The sequence below is a fragment of the Lewinella sp. IMCC34183 genome (genome assembly GCF_003390915.1).
Classification (GTDB): Bacteria; Bacteroidota; Bacteroidia; order Chitinophagales; family Saprospiraceae; genus Neolewinella.
The window spans coordinates 548442-568323 of record NZ_QMEM01000002.1 but is presented as its reverse complement, the minus strand read 5'-3'; the positions used below and the strand labels follow the sequence as shown (position 1 = coordinate 568323).

Below are 19882 nucleotides of genomic sequence, written 5' to 3'. Positions count from 1 at the left end.
CACCCACGGCAATGGTTGGTTGACCGTCGGCTAATCTTTCAATGTAATCAAGGACTTCAAATTGCTCCAATCGAAATCACTAGAGAACCAAAACCATTAACTCTGTCGTCAAGTGCCAAAAACCCGTTTCAAACTGAACGCACTTACTTGATGTAGTGAATCAAAAAACACTATGATAATACTATGCAAGTAACCTTTCTAACCGCTCCTTAACCACCTCCCACCCAGGCCACTCACGCTCCAGCAAGGCATAAAATTCCTTCCCGTGGTGAAAGTGCTTTAGGTGACAGAGCTCATGGACGATCACGTACTCAATGCAAACCGTGGGCGCCTTAATTAACTCCAGATTCAGCGTAATCACCCCACTCCTACTGCAGGTACCCCAGCGATTCTTCAGCCAACGCCAGCGGAGCTCTACCGGACCGGTATAGTAAGTGCGCGCCCGGGGCAATCGGGCGGCCAGTAGGGTAGGGAAGTGACGTTCTGCCTGCCGGAGGTACCAGGCATTGAGGAGCTCGCGGGAGTGATTCGCGTCCTGGGGAGAACCGGTAGTGAGGTGTAGGTACCCAGCCGAAAGTTTCACCCCTTCGGGTACGTCAGGTAAGTCACCGTGGACCTTCAACCGGTACTGTTTGCCCAAATAGTAGTGGGTTTCCCCGCTAACGTACCGCCGCTCCGACCGTCGCGGATAAAAGGCCAGGAAGTAATCCCGCTGCCGGCGGATCCAGGCGGCCTTGCTCAGGACCTTATCCCTCACCTTATCGGTTTGGGTGCCCAGCGGAGCCACGACAAATACCTCACCGTCCGGCTCTACGCGTACACCCATAGTCTTGCGCTCTGCGAAAGTTAGGTCAAAGTCGATCGTCGACGTACCGTAATGGATGCGATCACGCATACTTGACGAGGGCTACTTTAAGGCTTTCGTCCTCCAGCACCTTCAGGCTATCCCAGTCCACTTCTGCATCGTACTTGTTCAGCAGGTCGTATACCTCGTCGCCCAGCTGGAGTCGGATTTTGCTGGTGATGTCGCTGTTTTTGTGCCAATCCACCATCTTCTTGCCGTTGAGATAGATCGTATCGCTGACTACCCGATCTATAGCCTGGGCGACCTCGATGTGAAACAGGGTTTTAAGCAGATTAGTATCGTCAAAAACTTCCCGGCTAAAGTCATAGAAGGCAAGGGCTGCCTCGTTGCCGCGCAGTGCCTCGGGTGCATCGTCCGAACGACCGTTGAAGAATTTGTCTTCGAGGTCTCTGGCCCGCTTGAGAAATTCCGCTTCGTCGATCCGCTTTTGGTGGTAGGCGGCGATGGTTTCCTTGATAAGGTCGGAGAGCTTCTTGTAGTAGATCGGATCCTCGGCCATCTTGACGTTAATGGCCTTGGCCGTACGACTGGCGATGTGATCAGCTTTGGCCGCGTCGCTTCCAATTTCGGCAACGGCCGCTTCCCGCTCCTCCCGGTCGAAGACATTGACCAGCTCGGTCACCTTCAGGGTTTCCCCGACGGTAGTGATGTGCTTATCGATCAGTTTCTGGATCTGCGGCTCAAACTCCTGGTAGCTCAACTCGTCGTTGTAGCGCCGTTTTACGTCCACCCGCAGCTGTAAGAAAAAGCGGAGGTCGCGCTTGTAACGGTCTATCCGGTCGGACGGCGTATGCTCCGCAAAGTCGACCGAGGAAAGCGCCAGTTTCAGCAGTTTAGCGAAGGCACTAAGCTTCTCATAAAACTTGTCGCGGCGATCCTTCGGCTCCAGGAATTCCCCGTAGACGGTAGCATCCGCCCCCTTGGGCAGGGTCTTGAATAGGTCCCAGAGTTCGGCGTGGGCCTGCGGTAGTTTAGCGATCTCCTCCTGGATGTTGGTGAGGGCCCCGGCAATATCTTCGGCGTCGTATTCGCCGAGGGCAGAGTAGGTTTCCAGCGCGTTGTCCAGGTTCTCGAGGTTACCGTAATAGTCAATGATGTATCCGTAGTCCTTGCCCGGATACACCCGGTTGACCCGGGCCACCGCCTGCAGCAGCGTGTGCTCCTTGAGGGAGCGGCACAGGTACAGGATGGTATTCGCTGGTGCATCAAATCCGGTGAGCAGCTTGGCCACTACGATCAGGATCTCCGGATGGTCCCGCTTCTTGAACTGACTAATGATCGATTCCTCGTACTTCCGCTGGTCGCCATACTTGTCGTACATGGCGGCGAAGTACTTTTCCTCGTACTCTCGCTCCTCGTCTTCGTTGTAAAAGCTATCCTCCGTGCCCTCCCGGGTATCACTGGGACTGACAACTACCGCGCTGCTAACGAACCCGATTTCCTTCAGGTACTTATGATAAAGAAGTGCCGTCTTCACCCGCGGGGCCACCAGCTGTGCCTTGGGCTTATAGGTGTCGTTGTTAGTCTGAAAGAAGTCGCGGTAATGCTGGCTGATGTCCCACGCCCGGGCGTACACGACCTGGTCCGCCCGGTTCAGGTGCTCAACGGTACTGAATTTTCGCTTGAGCTCGGCCTTGCCATAATCGCTCAGCGGCTCGGAAACCCGGTCGAAGTAGCGGTTGATTGGGTCTTCGTTCAGCGTGATGTGGTTGTGCCGTCCCTCGTAGAGCAGCGGCACGACCGCCCCGTCCTCTACGGCATCGTTTACCGTATACGGAAGGCCGATGTAGCCGCCGAATTTAGTGGCGGTGTGCTTCTCGCTCTTCATGAGCGGGGTACCCGTAAAGGCAATGAAGCACGCCCGCGGAAAGACCCGCTCCATACTTACGTTAAAGCTGCCGTACTGGGTACGGTGACCCTCGTCGATGAGCACGAAGATGTTAGGGTTGTCGAAGGGCTCCTTGATTTGCCGGACCGCCGCCTCAAATTTGTTGATGATGGTGGTGATGATCTCGTCACCGGTGCCCTCCAGGAGTTCCGTCAGGTGGGAACCCGTCCTGGCCTGCACCACTTCTTGCTTGCACTTTTTGAAGGTGCCGGCGATCTGGTCGTCCAGATCAATCCGGTCGGTGACGAGGATGATTTTAGCTGCGCTGTTACCTCCGGTGGTGGGCGGGTACGCGGGTGCGGTGCCGTCACTCCAACGCGCATTCGCCAACAACTGGGCCAGCATCACCATCGTCAGCGATTTACCGCTGCCCTGGGTGTGCCAGATGACTCCGCCGCGCCGCTTCCCATCCGCGCCAATGGTGCGTACCCGTTCCATGGCGTCCGCCACGGCGAAGTACTGCTGGTAGCGGGCGATCTTCTTTGTGCCGTCGTCATACAGCGTGTAGTTACGGGTGATATCGAGGAGGCGATTGGGACGGCAGAGGGCGTGCAGAAGTTCGTCCTGCGCCGTGATGGGCCGGCTGGCAGTGACTAGGCTGCGCAGCTCCGCTCGGTAAGCCAGCTCCGCCTCTCGGGAGGAAAAGCGTTCCTTCCACACTGACCAGTACTCCTTACTGGTTCCCGTAGTACCGTACTTAGCGGCACTGGTAGCAACGGAAAGAAGTAGGGAGCTGTACACGTAGAGGTCACGGATGCCGTCCTTCTTGCAGTTACGCAGATGCTGTTCCACGCCCAGGTCGACCGGGGGTGTAGTACCCGAAAGCCCCGAACTCTTGCATTCGATTACCACCAGCGGAATACCGTTGACGAAGAGGACAATATCCGGCCGGTAGGTATCTGTACGGGCCGTCCGGGTGACAGGGTACTCCTCGGTGACGTGGAAGGCATTATTCTCAATGTTCTCCCAGTCGATGTAGTAGAGCGTATGGCTCTTCTTGTCCCCCTCGATACGCTGCTCAAAGCTCTTTCCCAAGGTGAGCAAGTCGTAGAGGTGAGCGTTTGCCGCGATGAAGCCATCCTGCAGCGGCGGATGCCGCAGCTCCAGTACCGCATTTTCGATGTTGGCTTCGGAAAAGTCGTACGTCTCCCCCCGCCGGGTAATGTCGTTGATGGCGCGCAGGCGCTCGCGCAGCACGCCCTCTAGTAGCACGGCGGACTTGCGGCCGCCGCGCATCTCCTCGGCCTGCTCCGGAGAGAGGTAGGTGTACCTCAGTCGGGTTAGGAGTTTGAGCGCGGGTTCTTGGGAGATGCGGTCCTCCCGGTAGCTGGGTGTGTTCATGCGAGCAGGCGTTTTTGGCCGGTTAGTAGTTGCTGCATTAGACCGCGTTTCTGGCGTTTCAAGTGGTTCAGTTTTGATTGCTGATTTGTGATTTCTCGATCAGCTACACATAGCACCTTGGCAATTGCCTCTTGCTCATTCTTTGGGGGAAGGTTAATCTTGATCCCTGCAAACAGGGGATACCATAAGTACACTCTCACCCCACCTTCTCCGTAGACTGACAAATCGTGCCTAGCTTTATTTGACTTTAAAAAATATCTGAGATATTCATCAAGCACTCTTTTGTTTGCTTTAAAGCAAACGTAAAGTGAACTGATTACACCTATTTCATCTGTAAAATAAGCTAGTGATCCGACGTTCACTCTAGCTGGGTTATATGCAAATTCACCTCTTTGAATGATTTTGTACCCCTTGAGGTCACTTCCCGCTACTTCATGACTGAACTGATCAGCTTGGTAGACAAATCCACGATCATTGGTCACAGAATAAATTCTGGCTTCAATTAAATTTTTATTTCTTTTAGAAAACGACTTGGTGACATCACCTAATCTGTATTCCTTCCATTCTCTCTCAAACCCAGGCAACCGCACCTCCCCCGTAAGCAGCCGCTGCATCAGTCCGCGCTTGCGGGCTTCCAGTTGCTTGATGAGGGCCTGGGTGGTGGTGATGGCGCGGTCCCAGGTGGTGAGGAGGGTGGCGATGCGCTGCTGCTCTTGGAGGGGAGGGAGGACTACAGGGAATTGAAAAATATCAGACTTGGTGATATTTGGGTCCTTTCTACTACTGGCTGCAAATCGCTTCCAAATGTGGACATTTCCATTTAGATAGAGCAACAAGTAATTTGGAATAAGATTTGGACCACACGTTATCGCAGTCAGAGCTTGATTGATGCATCCTTTAAATGCAAACATTCCCGTTCTGCCAATTTGCCGATACCCTCCATACATTGCTACCACAATGGTGCCTTTTGGAAGTAGTTTCAGAGACGTTTCTTTCAATGCAACGTCAGTCACTTTTTCTTCGGTATCATTAAGGATCCCGTTGTTGAGGTCGGTAGTCTTGACCCAATTGAACTTGCCTCCATCAAAATATTTTGCCTGCTCACTCCTTGAAGGGGTTGTTCCAGAGTAGAAATGTGCAAGAGTTTTCAACTGTAGCAGTTCCCATTCCTCGGGTATCCATCCCGATTTAGTATGCTTATAGCCGGGGCGAACCGTCTTCTTTCCTTTGCTTTCTTCGTAAGGGTGTGGTGATTCATCATTCTTGTCAGTTGATGAATCAATGGTCTGCTTGGTCAACATAAAGTGGGTAGGATTTAATGGGTACCGCTACTACGAATCATTTACTTGCTCGTCGGACTTGGGGCGGTGAGACTTTAGCTCCAGTTGTAGGATCCCCTACAATATGGCATGCTCTCTCGTAGAGCTCATCAAATGTTATGAACTCCACGTTTCGGGAATCACGGCGATAGAGTTCGAAGGTTTTCTGCTTTGCAGTCCTCACGGAAAGGTTGTCACCTTCAATTTGATCCCAGCAGCCGATAACAAGTATTATACGGGGATCAAAGGTTCTCTGAAGAATCAGATTTCCTTCTGAATCGAGAAGCTCTTTTTCAGTCTCGGCTTTTATCATTCCCGATGCCTTTTGCTCCAAAATTTGACTCTTTGCATCCTGAAGTTCTTTGGAAAGTGCCCATGTGCGCGCCCGATTAAGACCAGTTCCAAAAAGAGGTGTATCCGGTCTTTTTAGCTCTACGAACGACGTAAATCGGGTGTCTCCGGTCAGAAAGTCAGCATTTACCTGATCTTTACCGGCTGCAGTCGTTCCGGATGCAGCAAATTCCTTTTGAAGAATTGTGTTGAAACGATATGTTAAGCCGTAACCAAAGATCCACTCGTTATTTGAAAAGAAATGTTGCCAAGCAATTTCATCTTTTGTTTTAGGACGATTCATTTCCAGCGCCTTATATTCTTCAAGGCGGCCCTCATAAAGCATTTGGGAAAACCAACCCAACTGTTGTCTTCGGTACCCAGTGTTTATCAAGTCTTTTTCGAGTAGTGCTCCTCTGTCAAGCAACTCCGCAACAATTGATGTTCCGTCCTCGCCGGATAGTGTCTCAATTACTGACTCTCTTGTGGCCTTGCCGAGCGCTGCTTCATCCTGCGTAAGAATGGATCGTCGATGGCGGTGAGTGTCAATTCCCTCACCGCGCATTAATTCTAAAAAACCGCAAATCCTTTCCAAAGTAAACTTTGGCAACTTAATCCGCTGCCGGATTTCTCCATCAACCAGCTTAACAATTTCAATAGCCTCAAACTCTCCATCGGAAACCTTGCGAGTTAATTGAACTTGCGTTCTTGCACTTGCTTGATAAGTGGTTGTGTCGCCGTCCTTGAATACAACTCGATAAAACTTGACTTTTTCGTGCTGAGCAGTGTAAAGGCGATCAGGGAAAGAGTTCCCTATGATCTCCTCTTTTGAGGGTTTGGGATGGTTACCATACATATTGATGCATTTTGAGCAAGCTCGCTTGTATTCTATTTTTGATTAAAGTTAGAGCTACGAATATTGCGCATAGCCAAGCTTTGCTAGGTAGCCAGCCATTTCCGCTTCTACGTCTGCCAGCTCAGCTTTCAGTTTGTCAATCTGCACCTGCGTCCCCGCAATATCGATGCGCTCTTCTTCCTCGAAGGTGTCGACGTAGCGGGGGATGTTAAGGTTGTAGTCGTTCTCCTTGATCTCCGCGCGGGTGGCCAGGTAGCTGTACTTATCCTGCGTGATGCGCTCTCGGTAAGTGTCATAGATCACCTGGATGTGCGCCGCTCCAAGCTTATTCTGATTCTTACCGCTGTCGAACTCCGCACTGGCGTCGATAAAGATGACGCTGGTGTCATCCCCCTTTGCCTTGTCAAAGATCAGGATGGCGGCCGGGATGCCGGTACCGTAGAAGAGGTTGGCGGGTAGCCCGATCACGGCGCTCAGGAGGTTCTCCTCGATCAGCTGTTTGCGCAGTTTACCCTCCGATCCCCCGCGGAAGAGTACCCCGTGGGGCACCACGACCCCGGCCCGGCCGTGGGCGTTGAGGGTTTCGATCATGTGGGTGATGAAGGCGTAGTCGCCCTTACTCTTGGGGGGGATGCCCCGGTGGAAGCGGTTGTGGCGGTCACTGGGGGCTTCCTCCGCCCCCCACTTGTCCAGGCTGAAGGGTGGATTGGCCACCACTACGTCGAAGCGCATCAACGCATCGCTCTCCAGGAGCTTGGGGTTGTTGATGGTGTCGCCCCATTCAATGGTAGCATTGTCCATCTCGTGCAGGAACATGTTCATGCGGGCCAGTGCCCAGGTGCTGCCGTTGGCTTCCTGTCCGTAGAGACTCACGTTACGGCTGCCCACTTCCCGGGCCGTCTTGAGGAGTAGGGATCCGGAACCGCAGGTGGGGTCGCAGATACGGTTACCCTCTGCTGGTTCCACCAGTTTGGCCAGTAAAGTAGATACCTCACTCGGCGTATAGAACTCCCCCGCCTTCTTGCCGGCGTCGCTCGCGAAGTTGGCGATCAGGTATTCGTAGGCATCGCCGATCACGTCGTTGCCCGCGAGATTGCTGGGCCGCAGATCTAGTCCGGCGAAGTCACTCAGCAGGTTCTTCAAGCGGCGGTTACGCTCCTTGGTTTGGCCTAGATTCGCCTCGCTGGCGAAGTCGATGTTGCGAAATACTCCGGAGAGCTTGTCGCGGTTCGCCTCCTCGATTTCTTCCAGGGCAATATTGATCAGCTCTCCCAAGTTCGACTCGGTGCGCCGCGCATTGAGGTTGTCAAAGGTGGCCGTAGCCGGTATCTTGAAGCGCTCCAGGCTCATGGCCCGGGCGATGCGGGCGGCGTCGCCGTTGTACTTTTCATGGTAGGCGGCTTCCTTGTCCTTCAGTACGTCGCTGAGGTACTTGACGAACAGCATCGTGAGGATGTAGTCCTTATACTGGGTGGCATCAATGGTGCCGCGGAAGGTGTCGCACGCCTTCCAGACCTGCTGGTTGATGGTGGCTTGGGTCAGTTTCATAGGGGCTTGGAGTTACTGGGTGAGTTCTTGGAGCACGGCATCGTCGACGCTTTGCTGGAGATTGATGAGTTGGCGCAGGAGGTTCCGGCGCTGTTGCTGCAGTTCGTAGATTCGGACGAGTTGATGTTGCTCCGCCAACGGCGGTAGCTGTATGGAAAGGTTCATGAGTTCCTCTTTTGGAATGACTGGTACCGAAGCGCCTCTGCTGATGCCATGCATGGCGCGAACGCGGGGTGGAAGATTCATATATAGGGCAAAGTAATTAGGCACTACGAGCTGCTCATCTACCCGAATCACGTAGAAAAGACTGGAGGCCACGCACGGACCGGCATCGGGCCGATAGGCCCACACAAAGTGGCGGGTTCCCTTTGCTGCCAGAATGACGTCTCCCGTACGGAGTAATGACCTCTTGACCTTAGCGTCACTTTTGTCGACAAAGCTATCCTCCACCAAGCCCAGCAGGTAGTCGTTGGTGAAGTGCTGTCCTTTCAGGTAGTGGACGTCGCCTTTCTCCAACGTGGGGAAGTGCGGTCCGTACTTAATTTTCTCCGCGATGTCGCCTAATAAGTGTTCCAATTTTTCAGCTAGTAGTTCCTTTCTAAAGCAAACATAGAGTTGAGCCGGGACTTCAGCAAATTTATTTTTAAGTAGGACGTTTCTAATTTTGGGAATTCTACTTGTGAAATTGCTCCACTGAAGAAAAGAGGAGAAGCAACCAAGCCTCAATTCGTTAAGCGTGAACGCTATTTTCACGCTGGCCTTACAGCATTACTTTGTGAGTCTATTCACCTGACGAGGCGCGGAATAAAAAAATCGCAAAATTTTTTTATTGCCTGATTTTCAGGCCTATAAGCCTAGTGTTAGGCCGCCATGTTTAGCTTTTGTGAGCAAAAGGCGTGTGCTATCGCAAACGCATTTTTTGCCAATTTTCGGTCGCCTCTACCTTGCGGACATTGTTTAACCAACCCCCTTTGTTATGGCTAAGCCCAAGCAACCCAAGGTCAGCAACCCACCAAACTGGCCCAGTAAAAACGATGGAAAAAAATCCGGCGGTGGCCGGGACAACAAACCTCCTCAACCTAAAAAGTGAATCTTTGGTGTGTCGCTGCCTCCTGGTGGCGACACACCATTTCAAAATCAATGCCATGTTCTTACTCCTTGTCTTCGCCCTTCTTGTCCTCGCCGTGTGTTGCTGTCCGAATAAACTTGGCCAGTGCATAGATATCCTCTTCGCATCGACCAAAGAGCAAATTGCACGATGGTACGGTGTCAGGCGGCCTACGCTAAGCAAGTGGATTGACCTGTTCACCCCCGCGGAGAAATTTCCAGATTGGGCTCGGCGCAAAAAGCTTCGGGGCAGGGAGGTGCTTATGATCTTTCGCCACTTAGGTAGCCCCCTTGCCGGAAAAAGTCTCAAGCGAGGAGAAATAGCGGAGCGAACCTTCAGTAACACAGGAGTTCTGCGCAACGAAGTAGAAAGAAAAGCAGAGACGCTCGGATTTGATATAGACACCTATAATCAGGTTACTGTTTATCCACCTGCAATCTCTCAGAGAATTGTTGATATGATGCTGGTAGGAATGGTGTAGACCTTGAAGTGTGCCCGTAATGGTGAGCATTACTGGTAATAACTTCACCGTACCTGCGCCCCGCCGCCCCCTGATTAGTTTGCCATCCATTCTCTACCAAAATTCGTCTTACGCTCACACGGGATGTTGTCCCTGTTCTCGTATCGCCGCAAAACACCGGGACCATTGCCCGCACGGCCAGTTGTTCCGGTAGCCGCTTCAGATAGTGGATGGGTAACCTGCGCTACTCCAGCCGGCCGATAGGCATGCTTTCGTGTTGAAGAATCGGTGAATTTTCAACACGTTCTATCCAATGTGTGTGGATTATAGCTGGCTGCGCTCACGATGCCCGCATTAAACTGGCTATGCTGAAGGTTCATCGTCGCGATGGGCCGACTGACGGTTGCTTCCCGTTAGCGCTCAGGCCGCTTAAGCCAGTCGGTGGCGAGGTGGTCCATTCCTTGGCTGATCTGCCAGCGCAAATAGGACTTGTCGGTTGCATGAGATACGAACGAGCTAATCCCACGACGCAAAAACGTGTACCAAAAATTCAAAAAATGTCCCCTTGATTGGCGACAGGGGACAAGTTGCACCGTTTTGTCTTCCCCTGCTGCCACCGGGGGCAAGATTTGCTGTGCGTGTTTTCCCCGGCACCCGCGCCCCGCCTCCACCGCATCAGCACGCTACCTATTCCGACAAAACCATAGCGTGCCGCTCATGGAATAGGTTGTATCAATCAATTCGACTTAATAACCTTGGCCTTCGCAGAGACACCCTCACCGGTCAATTGCAGCATATACATCCCACTAGCCAGCTGCTGCACGTCCACCTCCACCTGGTTAAGGCCTTTATTCAGCACTACCGATCTAGCCAGCACAACCCGGCCCTGCAGGTCCACGAGCTGCAAGCGGGCGCTCTTGGCGCCCGGCGCCGTTACCGCCACGGCGATCGTCGTGGTGAACGGGTTAGGGTAGGTTTGTAGTTGCAGGGTAGTTGCGGCACCCGCTGCGGCGACGGCAACGACCTGGCTGAACGATTCCGTCCCGTCAAGGTCGATCTGGCGCAGGCGGTAGTAGGTGGTGCCCGTGATGGGCGACGCATCAACGAAGCTGTAGTCAACGGCTACCTGGCTGTTGCCCTGCCCCCTCACGGTGCCAATGGCCGTGAATGGGTGGCCGTCGGCGCTGCGCTCCACGATGAAGCGGTCGTTGTTGGCTTCGGAAGCCGTCCGCCACCGCAGGGTTACGCTGGTCCGTTCCGGTACTGCCGTGAAGTACAGCAGTTCTACCGGGAGCACTACCAGGGCTGCCGGCGTTTCGCCGTAGACGGTGAAGGACAGGGGCGAATCCGTAGTGATACTGAAGTTATCCGTTGTCCGCATCGTAAAGCTGTACGTACCCGGTACGGGCGTCATGCCCGACCTGACCGCAACGTTGCCGCCCGGAAGGATTTCGGCCCACGCAGGCAGGGTGCCGGACAGCAGGCTTGCCGATTGGATGCCGCCATCCACGTCCGATGCGGAAGCCAGGACGTCGCCGCCCTGGTACTGATTCGCGTACTTGGGAGCCGCCACGAGGTACTCCGCGGCGCAGTTGACCGTGATCTGCACATCGCTCGATGAGGTCGTATTGGCGCCGCCGCAGGAATTGGTGATGGTCCAGGTAAGCGTGTAGGTTCCCGATGGCAGACCGGTCAGCGTGGCTTTGGGGTCGTTGGTGTCCGAAAAGGAAGCGCCGCCCGGGGTGCCGCCCACGACGGACCAGGTGCCCACGCCCGGAGACGCGTAGTTGGCATCGAGCCTGACCGGCCCGCAAACCGATTGCGCGGCTCCGGCATTGGCGGCCGGTGCAGCCGTAGCGGCGGCGGCGGACACCGTATTTTCGAGCCGGGTCGGGCTGGCAAAGCACCCACCGCTTACTTCCACGTAGAAGGTGCGGTCGTTGGGGGCCGTCGCAGCGGTTATGCCGTAAGGGGTGGTCCTGGATACTATTCCTCCCGTTCCCGTAAAGCTCGATCCGATAGCCACGCCGTTTTCGTTGCGGATGGTGTAGGTGTAGCCGCCGTTGGCCTGGGTGGCCACGCTGATCGTCACCGTCTCGCCGGAGCAGGGAGCCGGTTTGTCAATGGTGACCGCCCGATTCAACGACGGGCCTTCGGTGACCGTAACGGTAGCGGAAACCGTACTCTCGGACGAGCAGCTGCCACCGCTCGTTTTGATCAGCACCCCGTAGGTAGTGGTAGCGGTCACTTTCAGTCCGGTAGCCAGGGTGAGCGCTGCGGTACTGTTGGCGGTCACCTCGGTTCCGATCAACACCTTGGTATTCTTATTGATCAGCTGGTAGGTGTAACCGACCGTGGGGCCGTTGAGGGTCAGGTTGGTGGTCACCTGGGAGCAGCCGGAGGCGGTACTGGCCACCAGGGACGTAGGTTGGTTAGGCGCCGCGGACACCGTGACGCTCTTGTTGCCGCCAATGCCCGGCGTAACACACCCGCTGCTGCCTACGTTGGTGGCCCGGACGGACAGGGTAGTGGTCGAAGCCGTCAACAAACCGCTGGTCAGGGTAATCGATGCGCCCGTTCCGATCACGGAAGCCCCCGTAGGAACGCCGTTGTCCGTAATGCGGTAGGATACCCCGCGTTCGGAGCCGGAAAGGGTGATGGTCACGCTGCTGTTGTAGCAAACGGAAGCGCTGCTCAGGGTAGTGGTGAACGCTCCGGAGGGCGTCCGGCACTGCACCACGGAAGTGATGGGGGCGCTCGGACAGCCGCTACCGGTACTGAAGGTGGCCGTTACCACGGCACCCGCATAGACCTCCAGCGGGCTGATGCCACTCAGCTCCCAGGTACCGGATGCCGTGGTGGTGACAGGCGGGAACACCGTTCCGTTTATGTCTACGGTCACCCGGTACGTCGTAGTGCCGTCACTGGCCGGGGCCGTACCGGTTAGGGTGACCAGCTGATCGTTGTTTTCCGGCTCCGTGACCGGATCGATGGTAAAGGTCGCTCCGCCGGGAACCGGAGCTGCAGCGGTCGCACTTACCGACGTGGACGTCAGGCTGGTCGCTTTATTGACGGATTTAGCCCGGGCAGTCACCGGGGTTCCGGGAGCGATACCGGTACCGCCGTTCAGCGAAGACACGTCTACCGTCCATACCCCCGCGGAGGAAGCGGTAGCGGAAAGGTTGGTGGTCACATTGTTGGTAAAGATCGTTACCACGCTTCCTGGCTCGGCCGTTCCGGACAGCGTTTTGATGTTGCCGCAGTAAGGACCTTCGTTGATGACCGGTGTGGCGGTGGTTTCCTTAACGGTGGCGATGTTTGACGGGGCAGACAGGAACAATCCACCCGTGTTACACGATGCAGCCTCCGCCCTTACGTTTAGGTTGTCGTTGGGTGACAGCGTCAAGCCGGAAATGTCTATTGTCCAGTTGTTTACGACGGGAGCCGTGCCGGTCTGAGTAAAGGTGCTCGATCTATAAGTGGTCTGATTACCGTTTACGAATAAAATAACGCTCACCCCCGTACCGGCCGACGGAATCGTACCGGAAACGGATGCCAATTGAGCCGGCAAATCGGAAAGCGTGGTATATACCAGGCCGCTGGTTCCGGTAGCTCTGGTGATCGTTGGGGTATTCGAATTGATGGGCGCGGAGTTTCCATTGCTGTAGCAGAGTTGATTCGACCGTACGGATTCGCAACCGCTGGGATTGTTAGCAGCATCCAGTGGAGTTACCGTTACTACGTAGTTGGTGGCCTTATTCAGGGTAACGGTTCCCGTTACATTGGTCATCCCTCCCGGAGTAGTCGGCAACCCAGTTGCCCCGGTAGTGGACGTGAAAATGTATGACCCTTCGAAAGTATACGTGTGCACACCACTTACGACGGTACCCGTATAGATGGTGATTTTTTGCTTGCCGATGTAGCCGGTCGTACCCGTCATATACCGGTTGCCCGAGGTAGTAGTACTGCCGGTCAGGGTAGCGGTAGGCGTCGCTCTACAGACGGCAGGCGCGGTAACCGTGACCTCGTTCGACAGGCCGGAGGCTGACTTGCTGGTAGCCGCAACGGTGGCGGTAAGTTTATCGGCGGCTTTAAGCAGGCTGGCGGCGATGCCCGTCAGCGACCAGGTTCCGTTGGCCTGTACGGTAGCCGTACCGATCTGTATCCCGTTTCTGAACACCGTGACCGCAGATCCGGCCGCCTCCACCGAGGTGCCGGAGACCGTGGTACTGCCGGCGTACACCGGGCCGCTGATGACCGGTGCGGTAGCCTGGATCGGCGCGAAGTTTCCGGCCTGAAGCTGGTTCAGGCTGGTGGGCGGAAAGGTGTTGATCACCGTGGTCCAGGCCTTCCAGGGATCAAAGCCGTAAGCGGCAAAATTTACGCCCCCCACATCGGAAACCGTGCCATCCAATCCGGACTGCCCACTGGTGACGGTCAGGCCGGATAAACGCAGGGGGGGGTAGCGGCGGTGATCGCCCCGCCGAAGCCGGACAGGGGCACGTAAAAGTCGTAGAAGTAGTCGGCATCCCCGCCGTCCGTGGAGGCGGCAATGGATCGCTGCGAGAACTGATCGACCGAGCCGGTAAAGATCTTGGTGGTGGGGGAATTCCGGTGATCGTAGATACTCACGTCGAAATTGGAGGCGAACGTCACTTCAAATTCGAAGCCGGGGTTGGTCGTCCCGTCGGGCTGTGCCGTGCTGGTAGAAGCAAACGCCCCGTCCGTATCGATGACCACGCTGTAGCCTTTGGAGGCCGTGGAGGCACCCCCCAGCCTTACGCGGAACAGGAGATGGGTACCGTTGAAGTAGGCGGCAATCGGTGAACCGGTGGAACCATCGTAGCTGACCGGGAAGGCCAGGTCCGTATGTCCGCCCGACCGACCGGTATTGAGGTCGCCGAGCACTTCGGTTTCCAGGGCGGGGAATTGGCGGTACGGAATCTCACTGAAGCCGGCACCTTCGTCGCGGGTGGTAGCAAAACCCGCCGGTACCCGCGGGGCGGACACGTAGCCGTCGCCATTCGGGTCGAGGACCAGGTTGCCGCCGCTGCTGGCGGGTCGGTAAATCAGACCGGGCGTCTGGGCAAAGCTGGTGGCGTGAATGGCGAGCAGACAGAGCAGCGCAAACGTAGCCCGGGCCAGTTGGGTGGGTACAGGTGTTTTCATGAGAGTCGAGAAGAGGAATATTCCAACTTAGTTAAGTCCACCATCCCGGGGCGTCAAGCCCCCTGCCCCTGTATGCGTTCCCGAAATCTCAGCGGACCAGGAGCCAGTAGGATAGCCCTCCATTAACGTTTCTGCCCATCGCGTAATTCTCTCGCGCACGCACTTTCTCCTCCGGATCTGCCGGCGGGGACAGCACGCCTACCTCCTGGTCAGCTGCGGGGACCCGATTGTCGGGTGAAGGAAGTGCTTCGGCTCGCGCAGGGAAATTGCTCAAATCATCAAGCAGCTACGGTAAACAGCTGAGCCGGATACGGGAAAGCCCGTTCGACCGCGGGTGGGGGAGCACCTGCATCGGGCACAATGCTGGTGGAAAGAATGTACCCGCTCCCCCGTGGTAGTCGAAAGGAGGGGATTAAGTCAACCCCGGCAGCGCAAAGTGCCTTATAATGTGCAACCCGCAACCCGCAACCCGCAACCCGCAACCCGCAACCCGCAACCCGCATGGCCCTCACAGAATCCACCATGGTCGTTATCGGCACCCCGGCCCCCGACTTCAAGCTCGTCGACACCATGTCCGGTGCCAAGCTCACCTACGACGACGTCAAGGGGGAGAAGGGAACCTTGGTGTACTTCATCTGCAACCACTGTCCTTACGTGCTCCACACCATCGAGGAGCTGGTGGACGTAGCCAACGACTACGAGCCCAGGGGCGTCGGTGCCGTGGCCATCAGCAGCAACGACGTAGAGAAGTACCCCGTCGACAGTCCCGACAACATGGAGGCTTTCGCCCTCAACAACTTCTTCACCTTCCCCTACCTCTACGACGAGGAGCAGTCCGCCGCCAAGGCCTACGACGCCGCCTGCACCCCCGACCTCTACCTCTTCGACGGGCAGGGCAAGCTGTACTACCGCGGCCGCCTGGACGAGAGCCGTCCGCGCTCCGGTAAGCCCGTCACCGGCGAAGACCTGCGCCACGCCATCGACGCCATGCTGAAGGGGGAGCCCAGTCCGGAGAAGCAGTACCCTAGTGCTGGGTGTGGGATTAAGTGGAGGTAGGGGGGGTGAGCCCACCCCCAAAACGCGTACCGGCCAGGTTGGCATTTCTGACCGCTGTGACCCTAAACCGAAAGGTGCTAGGGTGAACGGCGGCGGCTGTGTGGGATGGTTATCTCAATTTAGGCAAATCCAACTGTACATTGCAGGTATACGCGCTTTTAACTTGTTATATGTTTTTTTGTTCAATATTACATTTAAAGCGGAAGCATACCTATATATAGTGAAATTTTAACTTTCGCATTCTTTTACTTGACTTTAAATCCGCTATGCTGTAAATTAGGTAAGACAGTTTACGAATAGATAATCATTTACGCGCTTTAAGTATAATATGATTCTGTTCGTAGGAAAATTTAATTCATCACCTAGGTGGCCGTCAGGTGTGCAAGCACCAGAGCGTTCACTTCAACCCATTCAGCTATGAGCGAGTATTCAAAAAAGAGAGAACGCGAAATGCAATTCAATGCGGAGGCTGTTGCGTCGAGCAAATTTCATTCTAAGTACACTACTCCAGTAGTATTTCACTTTCAACCACAAATGTTTACCGTTCTGGAAGACCCGGAGGACCTAAGAAAGTGGGAGTCAATGCTCATTGAAAGAGTAGGAATGAAAGGCATTGTAGGCAAAGAGATCGCAAATGACATTCTTGCGAATTCTGGAACCTGCTGCGAATCCGGATCTCCTTCGAACGACTGCGATCAGGACTAATGTTAATCAGAAGTCCAGGCAGTTATACTGTCTGGACTTCTTTGTAATTAGGATCTCATCGATTAAGATTCAAGTTTTCACACGGTGTTATTTCTAGCTGTATACTCAAACAGTCGGGTACTGCACTGCATTCGCTTATGCCATGTTTACGATAGCGATTTTTTCGTTAGAGCTGGATATCCATGCTTATGCCATTATGGATAATCTCCGGAAGGTCCACGGAGTGAAGTGTCATTTTGTTGCTACTAATGCTACGGTGACTCACGGAGGTATTATTTGGAGGAATGATTGCGACAATAAGGCCTTATTAAGGTCATACGAAGGTGAATGGTTTAATGTCGAAGAGTTAGATTTGATATGGTGGAGAAGGGTTAATCAACCTCAGTTGGAAACTGATCGGGTGAACGACGATATAAGCAAGGAGATAGTTACAAATGAGTGGAAGTCATCTCTACTAGGTATAATATTAGACAAGTTTAAAGGCGTATGGGTCAATAAGCCGCATACTGATTTGTACGGCGGTAATAAACTTTATCACCTCAACGTTGCTAAGGATGTGGGATTTCGCGTACCGAAAACCCTTATCTCTCAGGATTTCAATGCTGTAATTGAATTTTGTGATAAGTTGGGCGGGGAGGTCATAGTTAAAAAGCTACTTGGGACAAGCCTACGCCCACTTGTTACACTAAAGCTATCGTCGACTGATCTAAGGGCGGCAGAAGAAGCAATTTTACTTTGTCCGGCTATGTATCAAGAGGTCATTGATGGCAATACCCACTTAAGAGTAAATTGCTTTGGTAGAAACATTCACCCGATACTTATAGAAGCGAATAGGTTGGATTGGCGTAGGGATTTGTCGGTTCCATTCAAGGAATATAGATTAGAAGATGAATGGGAGCGAAAGCTTTATCAAATATTGTGCAAATTAGACTTAAGAATGGGTATCATGGATTTAAAATACAATAGTGATGGCGACCTGGTATGGCTTGAAATCAATACTCAGGGTCAATTTCTTTTTGGAGAAGCACTGACTGGATATGATCTTACTAATTCTTTCTCTCAATTCCTCATTCAGTCAATAGAAGAACATAGGGTTACTCAAAAAGCGGGGTGTGGGGTTGTCTAGGGAGTATTGAAGAAAATGTGTCAAGATATTTTATAGCGGGAGCAGGTTTAGGTCAAGCCCTTGTAGAAGGCCGGGAGCCGTGGGCAAAAAAATACAGTTACGGCCGCCCTCGCGGATCCAGAGGGAGTATTGCATAAAGTATGCCACGGCATTCTCTATCGGAAGTAGTTTTGGTCAAGCCAACATGGGAGACCTGGGCGATTGGTCAAAAGTACCGTGACGGCCGTAGTCAGTAACAAAAAATGAATTCTCTAATCCACCTAGCCTCGATCATCTTCAGTTCCTGGGCGATAGGAGCTATAGTCACCCGCTATCTACATATAACGAACCTTTCCGCCGCTTCACTTTCCAACTTGCGACTGATCAAGAGTGATGAACTGAATACCTACTTGGGGGTGCATCTGTTCAAGGAAATTGTTACCAAGACGGTGTATGGAAAAATCAATACGTCGCTAGCAGTTAATGGGGGAAACTGTCGGGAAGTACGGGAACTAAGGAAAAAGATGACGGACGCGGAACTAGGCCATTTGATCGGGTTAGTAAGTGCGCAACTTATATTGACACTTGTGTATGTCAAGTACACAAACGGGGTATTCCTCCTCCTGGGAATAGTGCTGAACGTACTACTGAACGGTTATCCGGTCTTGTTGCAGCAGTATAACAAAGCACGGATCGATAAAATCTTAGGCAAATATTGTCCCTAACGCCACCAGGCATAACCGGGCGGAATTGGGGATATACGCTTATGCTGGGTGACTCTTTGAGATTGTACAGTTAAGGAAAGCACTTACGTGACTCGGTAGGGTGGCTGGCCTAATTAGTGACCGATACGTAGAACCAGGAAACTCATGCAATTTGACCCGGAAAACGAAGTCGTAAAGCGCTGCGCCCAGGGCATGGAGCTGGAAGGAGTGGGGGAGAAGCAACAGGCAGCGGCGCTGTTGCGGGAAGCATGGGCTATGGCCCGGACCGATCTCGAAAAATTCACGGCCGCCCATTACGTGGCCCGGAATCAGGCGACGATCGAAGATAAACTCCACTGGGACACCACGGCCCTGAACCATGCCCTAAGGATAAAAGGGGATGCTACGCGCAGCGTACTGCCCTCGCTGTACCTGAACGTGGGCAAAGGTTACGAAGACCTGGGCGATCGGGAACGGGCCCGTCTGAATTACACCCGGGCAATGGAGCATTTCGATTCGCTGCCGGATGACGAATACGGTACCTTGGTCCGGAACGGAGTAGTGAGTGGGCTTAAACGGGTAGAGAGGTAATTTCGGATCGTCCATAGCGGATACCACCCGTAGAGGTTGGACTCTCCCCTATACCATAGTTCAGTAAAAGGAGAGTTTTAGGCGCTATAGAAACGAGAATGGACCTTTCTTTCTCCTGAAAGTCTAAGGGGTAACTTGATCAGTCCTGTGATGGCTATAAAGACTGATGCTCTTGGAAACCGCAGGTTTCCAAGAGCATCAAAATGCATATTGATTATTTATCAAGATTCCTCATCCTTAGGCAGTTGCCCAGAAAGGTACTGCGTCTCACCAAAGCCAAAGCTCCAGTCCACATCGGTATTGGTCATTACCGACACCAGCAGATCCTTTCGGGCCAGACCACAGTTTGCCTCCAGTTTTTGGGACAGCATTTCGTAGAATTTCGTCTTGTTGATGGTCGCCCGGGGACTCGTGAATACCTGGATCACGATGGCTTTGTCGCTGCGCTCGAAGCCCAACCCCGTATCGAGGAGAATCATTCGTCCCGGTTTGTGCTCGGTGACGATTTGGTAGCGGTCCCGCTCGGGTACGCCTAAGGTTTCCACGGAACAGTCCTGGACGGTGTCCATGATGGCTTTGAGTTCTTCATCGGTTCTGCCTTCGTTGAGGTCAATTCTGATAAGGGGCATGATCGGCTCGGTTTTAGTTGGTAGAGTAGAGATTTCGGGTTGCTGGAAAAGCCTGTGCCCCGAATAATTATCGAATCAGTAAGGATGTTCTTTACCCTTCATTAAATAGTTGAGGAAACGTAATATCTAGTTGAAGCCTTGCCGATTGCCGGCCAGCCGTAAACGTGAGTGACAATCCGTTGCGCTGGCCGGGCAGGGTCAGGTTCGG

At 53.8% G+C, this 19882-nt stretch carries 14 protein-coding genes; 5 read left to right on the top strand and 9 right to left on the bottom strand.

What is annotated here, in order from left to right:
* Window positions 1–181: 181 nt before the first annotated feature.
* The 6 genes from DQG19_RS07500 to DQG19_RS07475 are packed head-to-tail and all read right to left on the bottom strand — an operon-like array spanning window position 182 to window position 8900.
* Window positions 182–895 (bottom strand): M48 family metallopeptidase, encoded by a 714-nt coding sequence (locus tag DQG19_RS07500; protein ID WP_116125624.1) that lies wholly within the window; start codon window positions 893–895, stop codon window positions 182–184.
* Window positions 888–4094 carry a type I restriction endonuclease subunit R gene (locus tag DQG19_RS07495; protein ID WP_116125623.1) on the bottom strand — a complete coding sequence of 1069 codons (3207 nt, stop codon included), beginning with the start codon at window positions 4092–4094 and terminating at the stop codon, window positions 888–890. The genes DQG19_RS07500 and DQG19_RS07495 overlap by 8 nt, the downstream gene beginning before the upstream one ends.
* Window positions 4091–5395 carry a restriction endonuclease subunit S gene (locus tag DQG19_RS07490; protein WP_116125622.1) on the bottom strand — a complete coding sequence of 435 codons (1305 nt, stop codon included), beginning with the start codon at window positions 5393–5395 and terminating at the stop codon, window positions 4091–4093. Before DQG19_RS07490 ends, DQG19_RS07495 begins: the two co-directional genes overlap by 4 nt.
* Window positions 5396–5432: 37 nt before the next feature.
* On the bottom strand, window positions 5433–6599 hold the full coding sequence (locus tag DQG19_RS07485; protein WP_116125621.1) for a Shedu immune nuclease family protein: 1167 nt from the start codon (window positions 6597–6599) through the stop codon (window positions 5433–5435).
* 54 nt (window positions 6600–6653) lie between these two features.
* Entirely contained in the window at window positions 6654–8147 is a 1494-nt protein-coding gene (locus DQG19_RS07480; protein WP_116125620.1) for a type I restriction-modification system subunit M, read from the bottom strand.
* 12 nt (window positions 8148–8159) lie between these two features.
* On the bottom strand, window positions 8160–8900 hold the full coding sequence (locus DQG19_RS07475; protein WP_116125619.1) for a restriction endonuclease subunit S: 741 nt from the start codon (window positions 8898–8900) through the stop codon (window positions 8160–8162).
* 392 nt (window positions 8901–9292) lie between these two features.
* Here DQG19_RS07475 and DQG19_RS07470 point away from each other — a divergent pair, with 392 nt between their 5' ends.
* Entirely contained in the window at window positions 9293–9736 is a 444-nt protein-coding gene (locus DQG19_RS07470) for a hypothetical protein (protein ID WP_157974380.1), read from the top strand.
* 715 nt (window positions 9737–10451) lie between these two features.
* Here the strand turns inward: DQG19_RS07470 and DQG19_RS07465 are convergent.
* Together DQG19_RS07465 and DQG19_RS07460 are read right to left on the bottom strand one after the other, a co-directional pair.
* The gene (locus tag DQG19_RS07465) at window positions 10452–14108 is read right to left on the bottom strand and encodes a T9SS type A sorting domain-containing protein (RefSeq protein ID WP_157974379.1); all 3657 of its coding nucleotides are present in this window, start codon (window positions 14106–14108) and stop codon (window positions 10452–10454) included.
* 44 nt (window positions 14109–14152) lie between these two features.
* Window positions 14153–14884 (bottom strand): hypothetical protein, encoded by a 732-nt coding sequence (locus DQG19_RS07460; RefSeq protein ID WP_116125616.1) that lies wholly within the window; start codon window positions 14882–14884, stop codon window positions 14153–14155.
* A 501-nt stretch (window positions 14885–15385) separates the two neighbouring features.
* Here DQG19_RS07460 and DQG19_RS07455 point away from each other — a divergent pair.
* The 4 genes from DQG19_RS07455 (at window position 15386) to DQG19_RS07440 (ending at window position 19045) form a co-directional block, all read left to right on the top strand.
* Window positions 15386–15940, top strand: coding sequence for a thioredoxin family protein (locus tag DQG19_RS07455; RefSeq protein ID WP_116125615.1), 555 nt, complete (start codon window positions 15386–15388; stop codon window positions 15938–15940).
* An 847-nt stretch (window positions 15941–16787) separates the two neighbouring features.
* Window positions 16788–17771 (top strand): RimK family alpha-L-glutamate ligase, encoded by a 984-nt coding sequence (locus DQG19_RS07450; RefSeq protein WP_116125614.1) that lies wholly within the window; start codon window positions 16788–16790, stop codon window positions 17769–17771.
* 242 nt (window positions 17772–18013) lie between these two features.
* Window positions 18014–18475 carry a hypothetical protein gene (locus DQG19_RS21615; protein WP_116125613.1) on the top strand — a complete coding sequence of 154 codons (462 nt, stop codon included), beginning with the start codon at window positions 18014–18016 and terminating at the stop codon, window positions 18473–18475.
* Window positions 18476–18619: 144 nt separating this feature from the next.
* A complete protein-coding gene (locus tag DQG19_RS07440; protein ID WP_116125612.1) occupies window positions 18620–19045 on the top strand; it encodes an rRNA adenine methyltransferase in 426 nt (141 codons plus the stop codon).
* Window positions 19046–19266: 221 nt separating this feature from the next.
* Here the strand turns inward: DQG19_RS07440 and DQG19_RS07435 are convergent, their stop codons facing one another.
* Window positions 19267–19674, bottom strand: coding sequence for a tautomerase family protein (locus DQG19_RS07435; RefSeq protein ID WP_116125611.1), 408 nt, complete (start codon window positions 19672–19674; stop codon window positions 19267–19269).
* Window positions 19675–19882 lie beyond the last annotated feature (208 nt).

Bases quoted from the DNA above. Each gene is read 5' to 3' on its own strand.
- DQG19_RS07500 (WP_116125624.1), bottom strand. From the start codon at position 895: ATGCGTGATCGCATCCATTACGGTACGTCGACGATCGACTTTGACCTA.
- DQG19_RS07495 (WP_116125623.1), bottom strand. From the start codon at position 4,094: ATGAACACACCCAGCTACCGGGAGGACCGCATCTCCCAAGAACCCGCG.
- DQG19_RS07490 (WP_116125622.1), bottom strand. From the start codon at position 5,395: ATGTTGACCAAGCAGACCATTGATTCATCAACTGACAAGAATGATGAA.
- DQG19_RS07485 (WP_116125621.1), bottom strand. From the start codon at position 6,599: ATGTATGGTAACCATCCCAAACCCTCAAAAGAGGAGATCATAGGGAAC.
- DQG19_RS07480 (WP_116125620.1), bottom strand. From the start codon at position 8,147: ATGAAACTGACCCAAGCCACCATCAACCAGCAGGTCTGGAAGGCGTGC.
- DQG19_RS07470 (WP_157974380.1), top strand. From the start codon at position 9,293: ATGTTCTTACTCCTTGTCTTCGCCCTTCTTGTCCTCGCCGTGTGTTGC.
- DQG19_RS07460 (WP_116125616.1), bottom strand. From the start codon at position 14,884: ATGAAAACACCTGTACCCACCCAACTGGCCCGGGCTACGTTTGCGCTG.
- DQG19_RS07455 (WP_116125615.1), top strand. From the start codon at position 15,386: ATGGCCCTCACAGAATCCACCATGGTCGTTATCGGCACCCCGGCCCCC.
- DQG19_RS07450 (WP_116125614.1), top strand. From the start codon at position 16,788: ATGTTTACGATAGCGATTTTTTCGTTAGAGCTGGATATCCATGCTTAT.
- DQG19_RS21615 (WP_116125613.1), top strand. From the start codon at position 18,014: ATGAATTCTCTAATCCACCTAGCCTCGATCATCTTCAGTTCCTGGGCG.
- DQG19_RS07440 (WP_116125612.1), top strand. From the start codon at position 18,620: ATGCAATTTGACCCGGAAAACGAAGTCGTAAAGCGCTGCGCCCAGGGC.
- DQG19_RS07435 (WP_116125611.1), bottom strand. From the start codon at position 19,674: ATGCCCCTTATCAGAATTGACCTCAACGAAGGCAGAACCGATGAAGAA.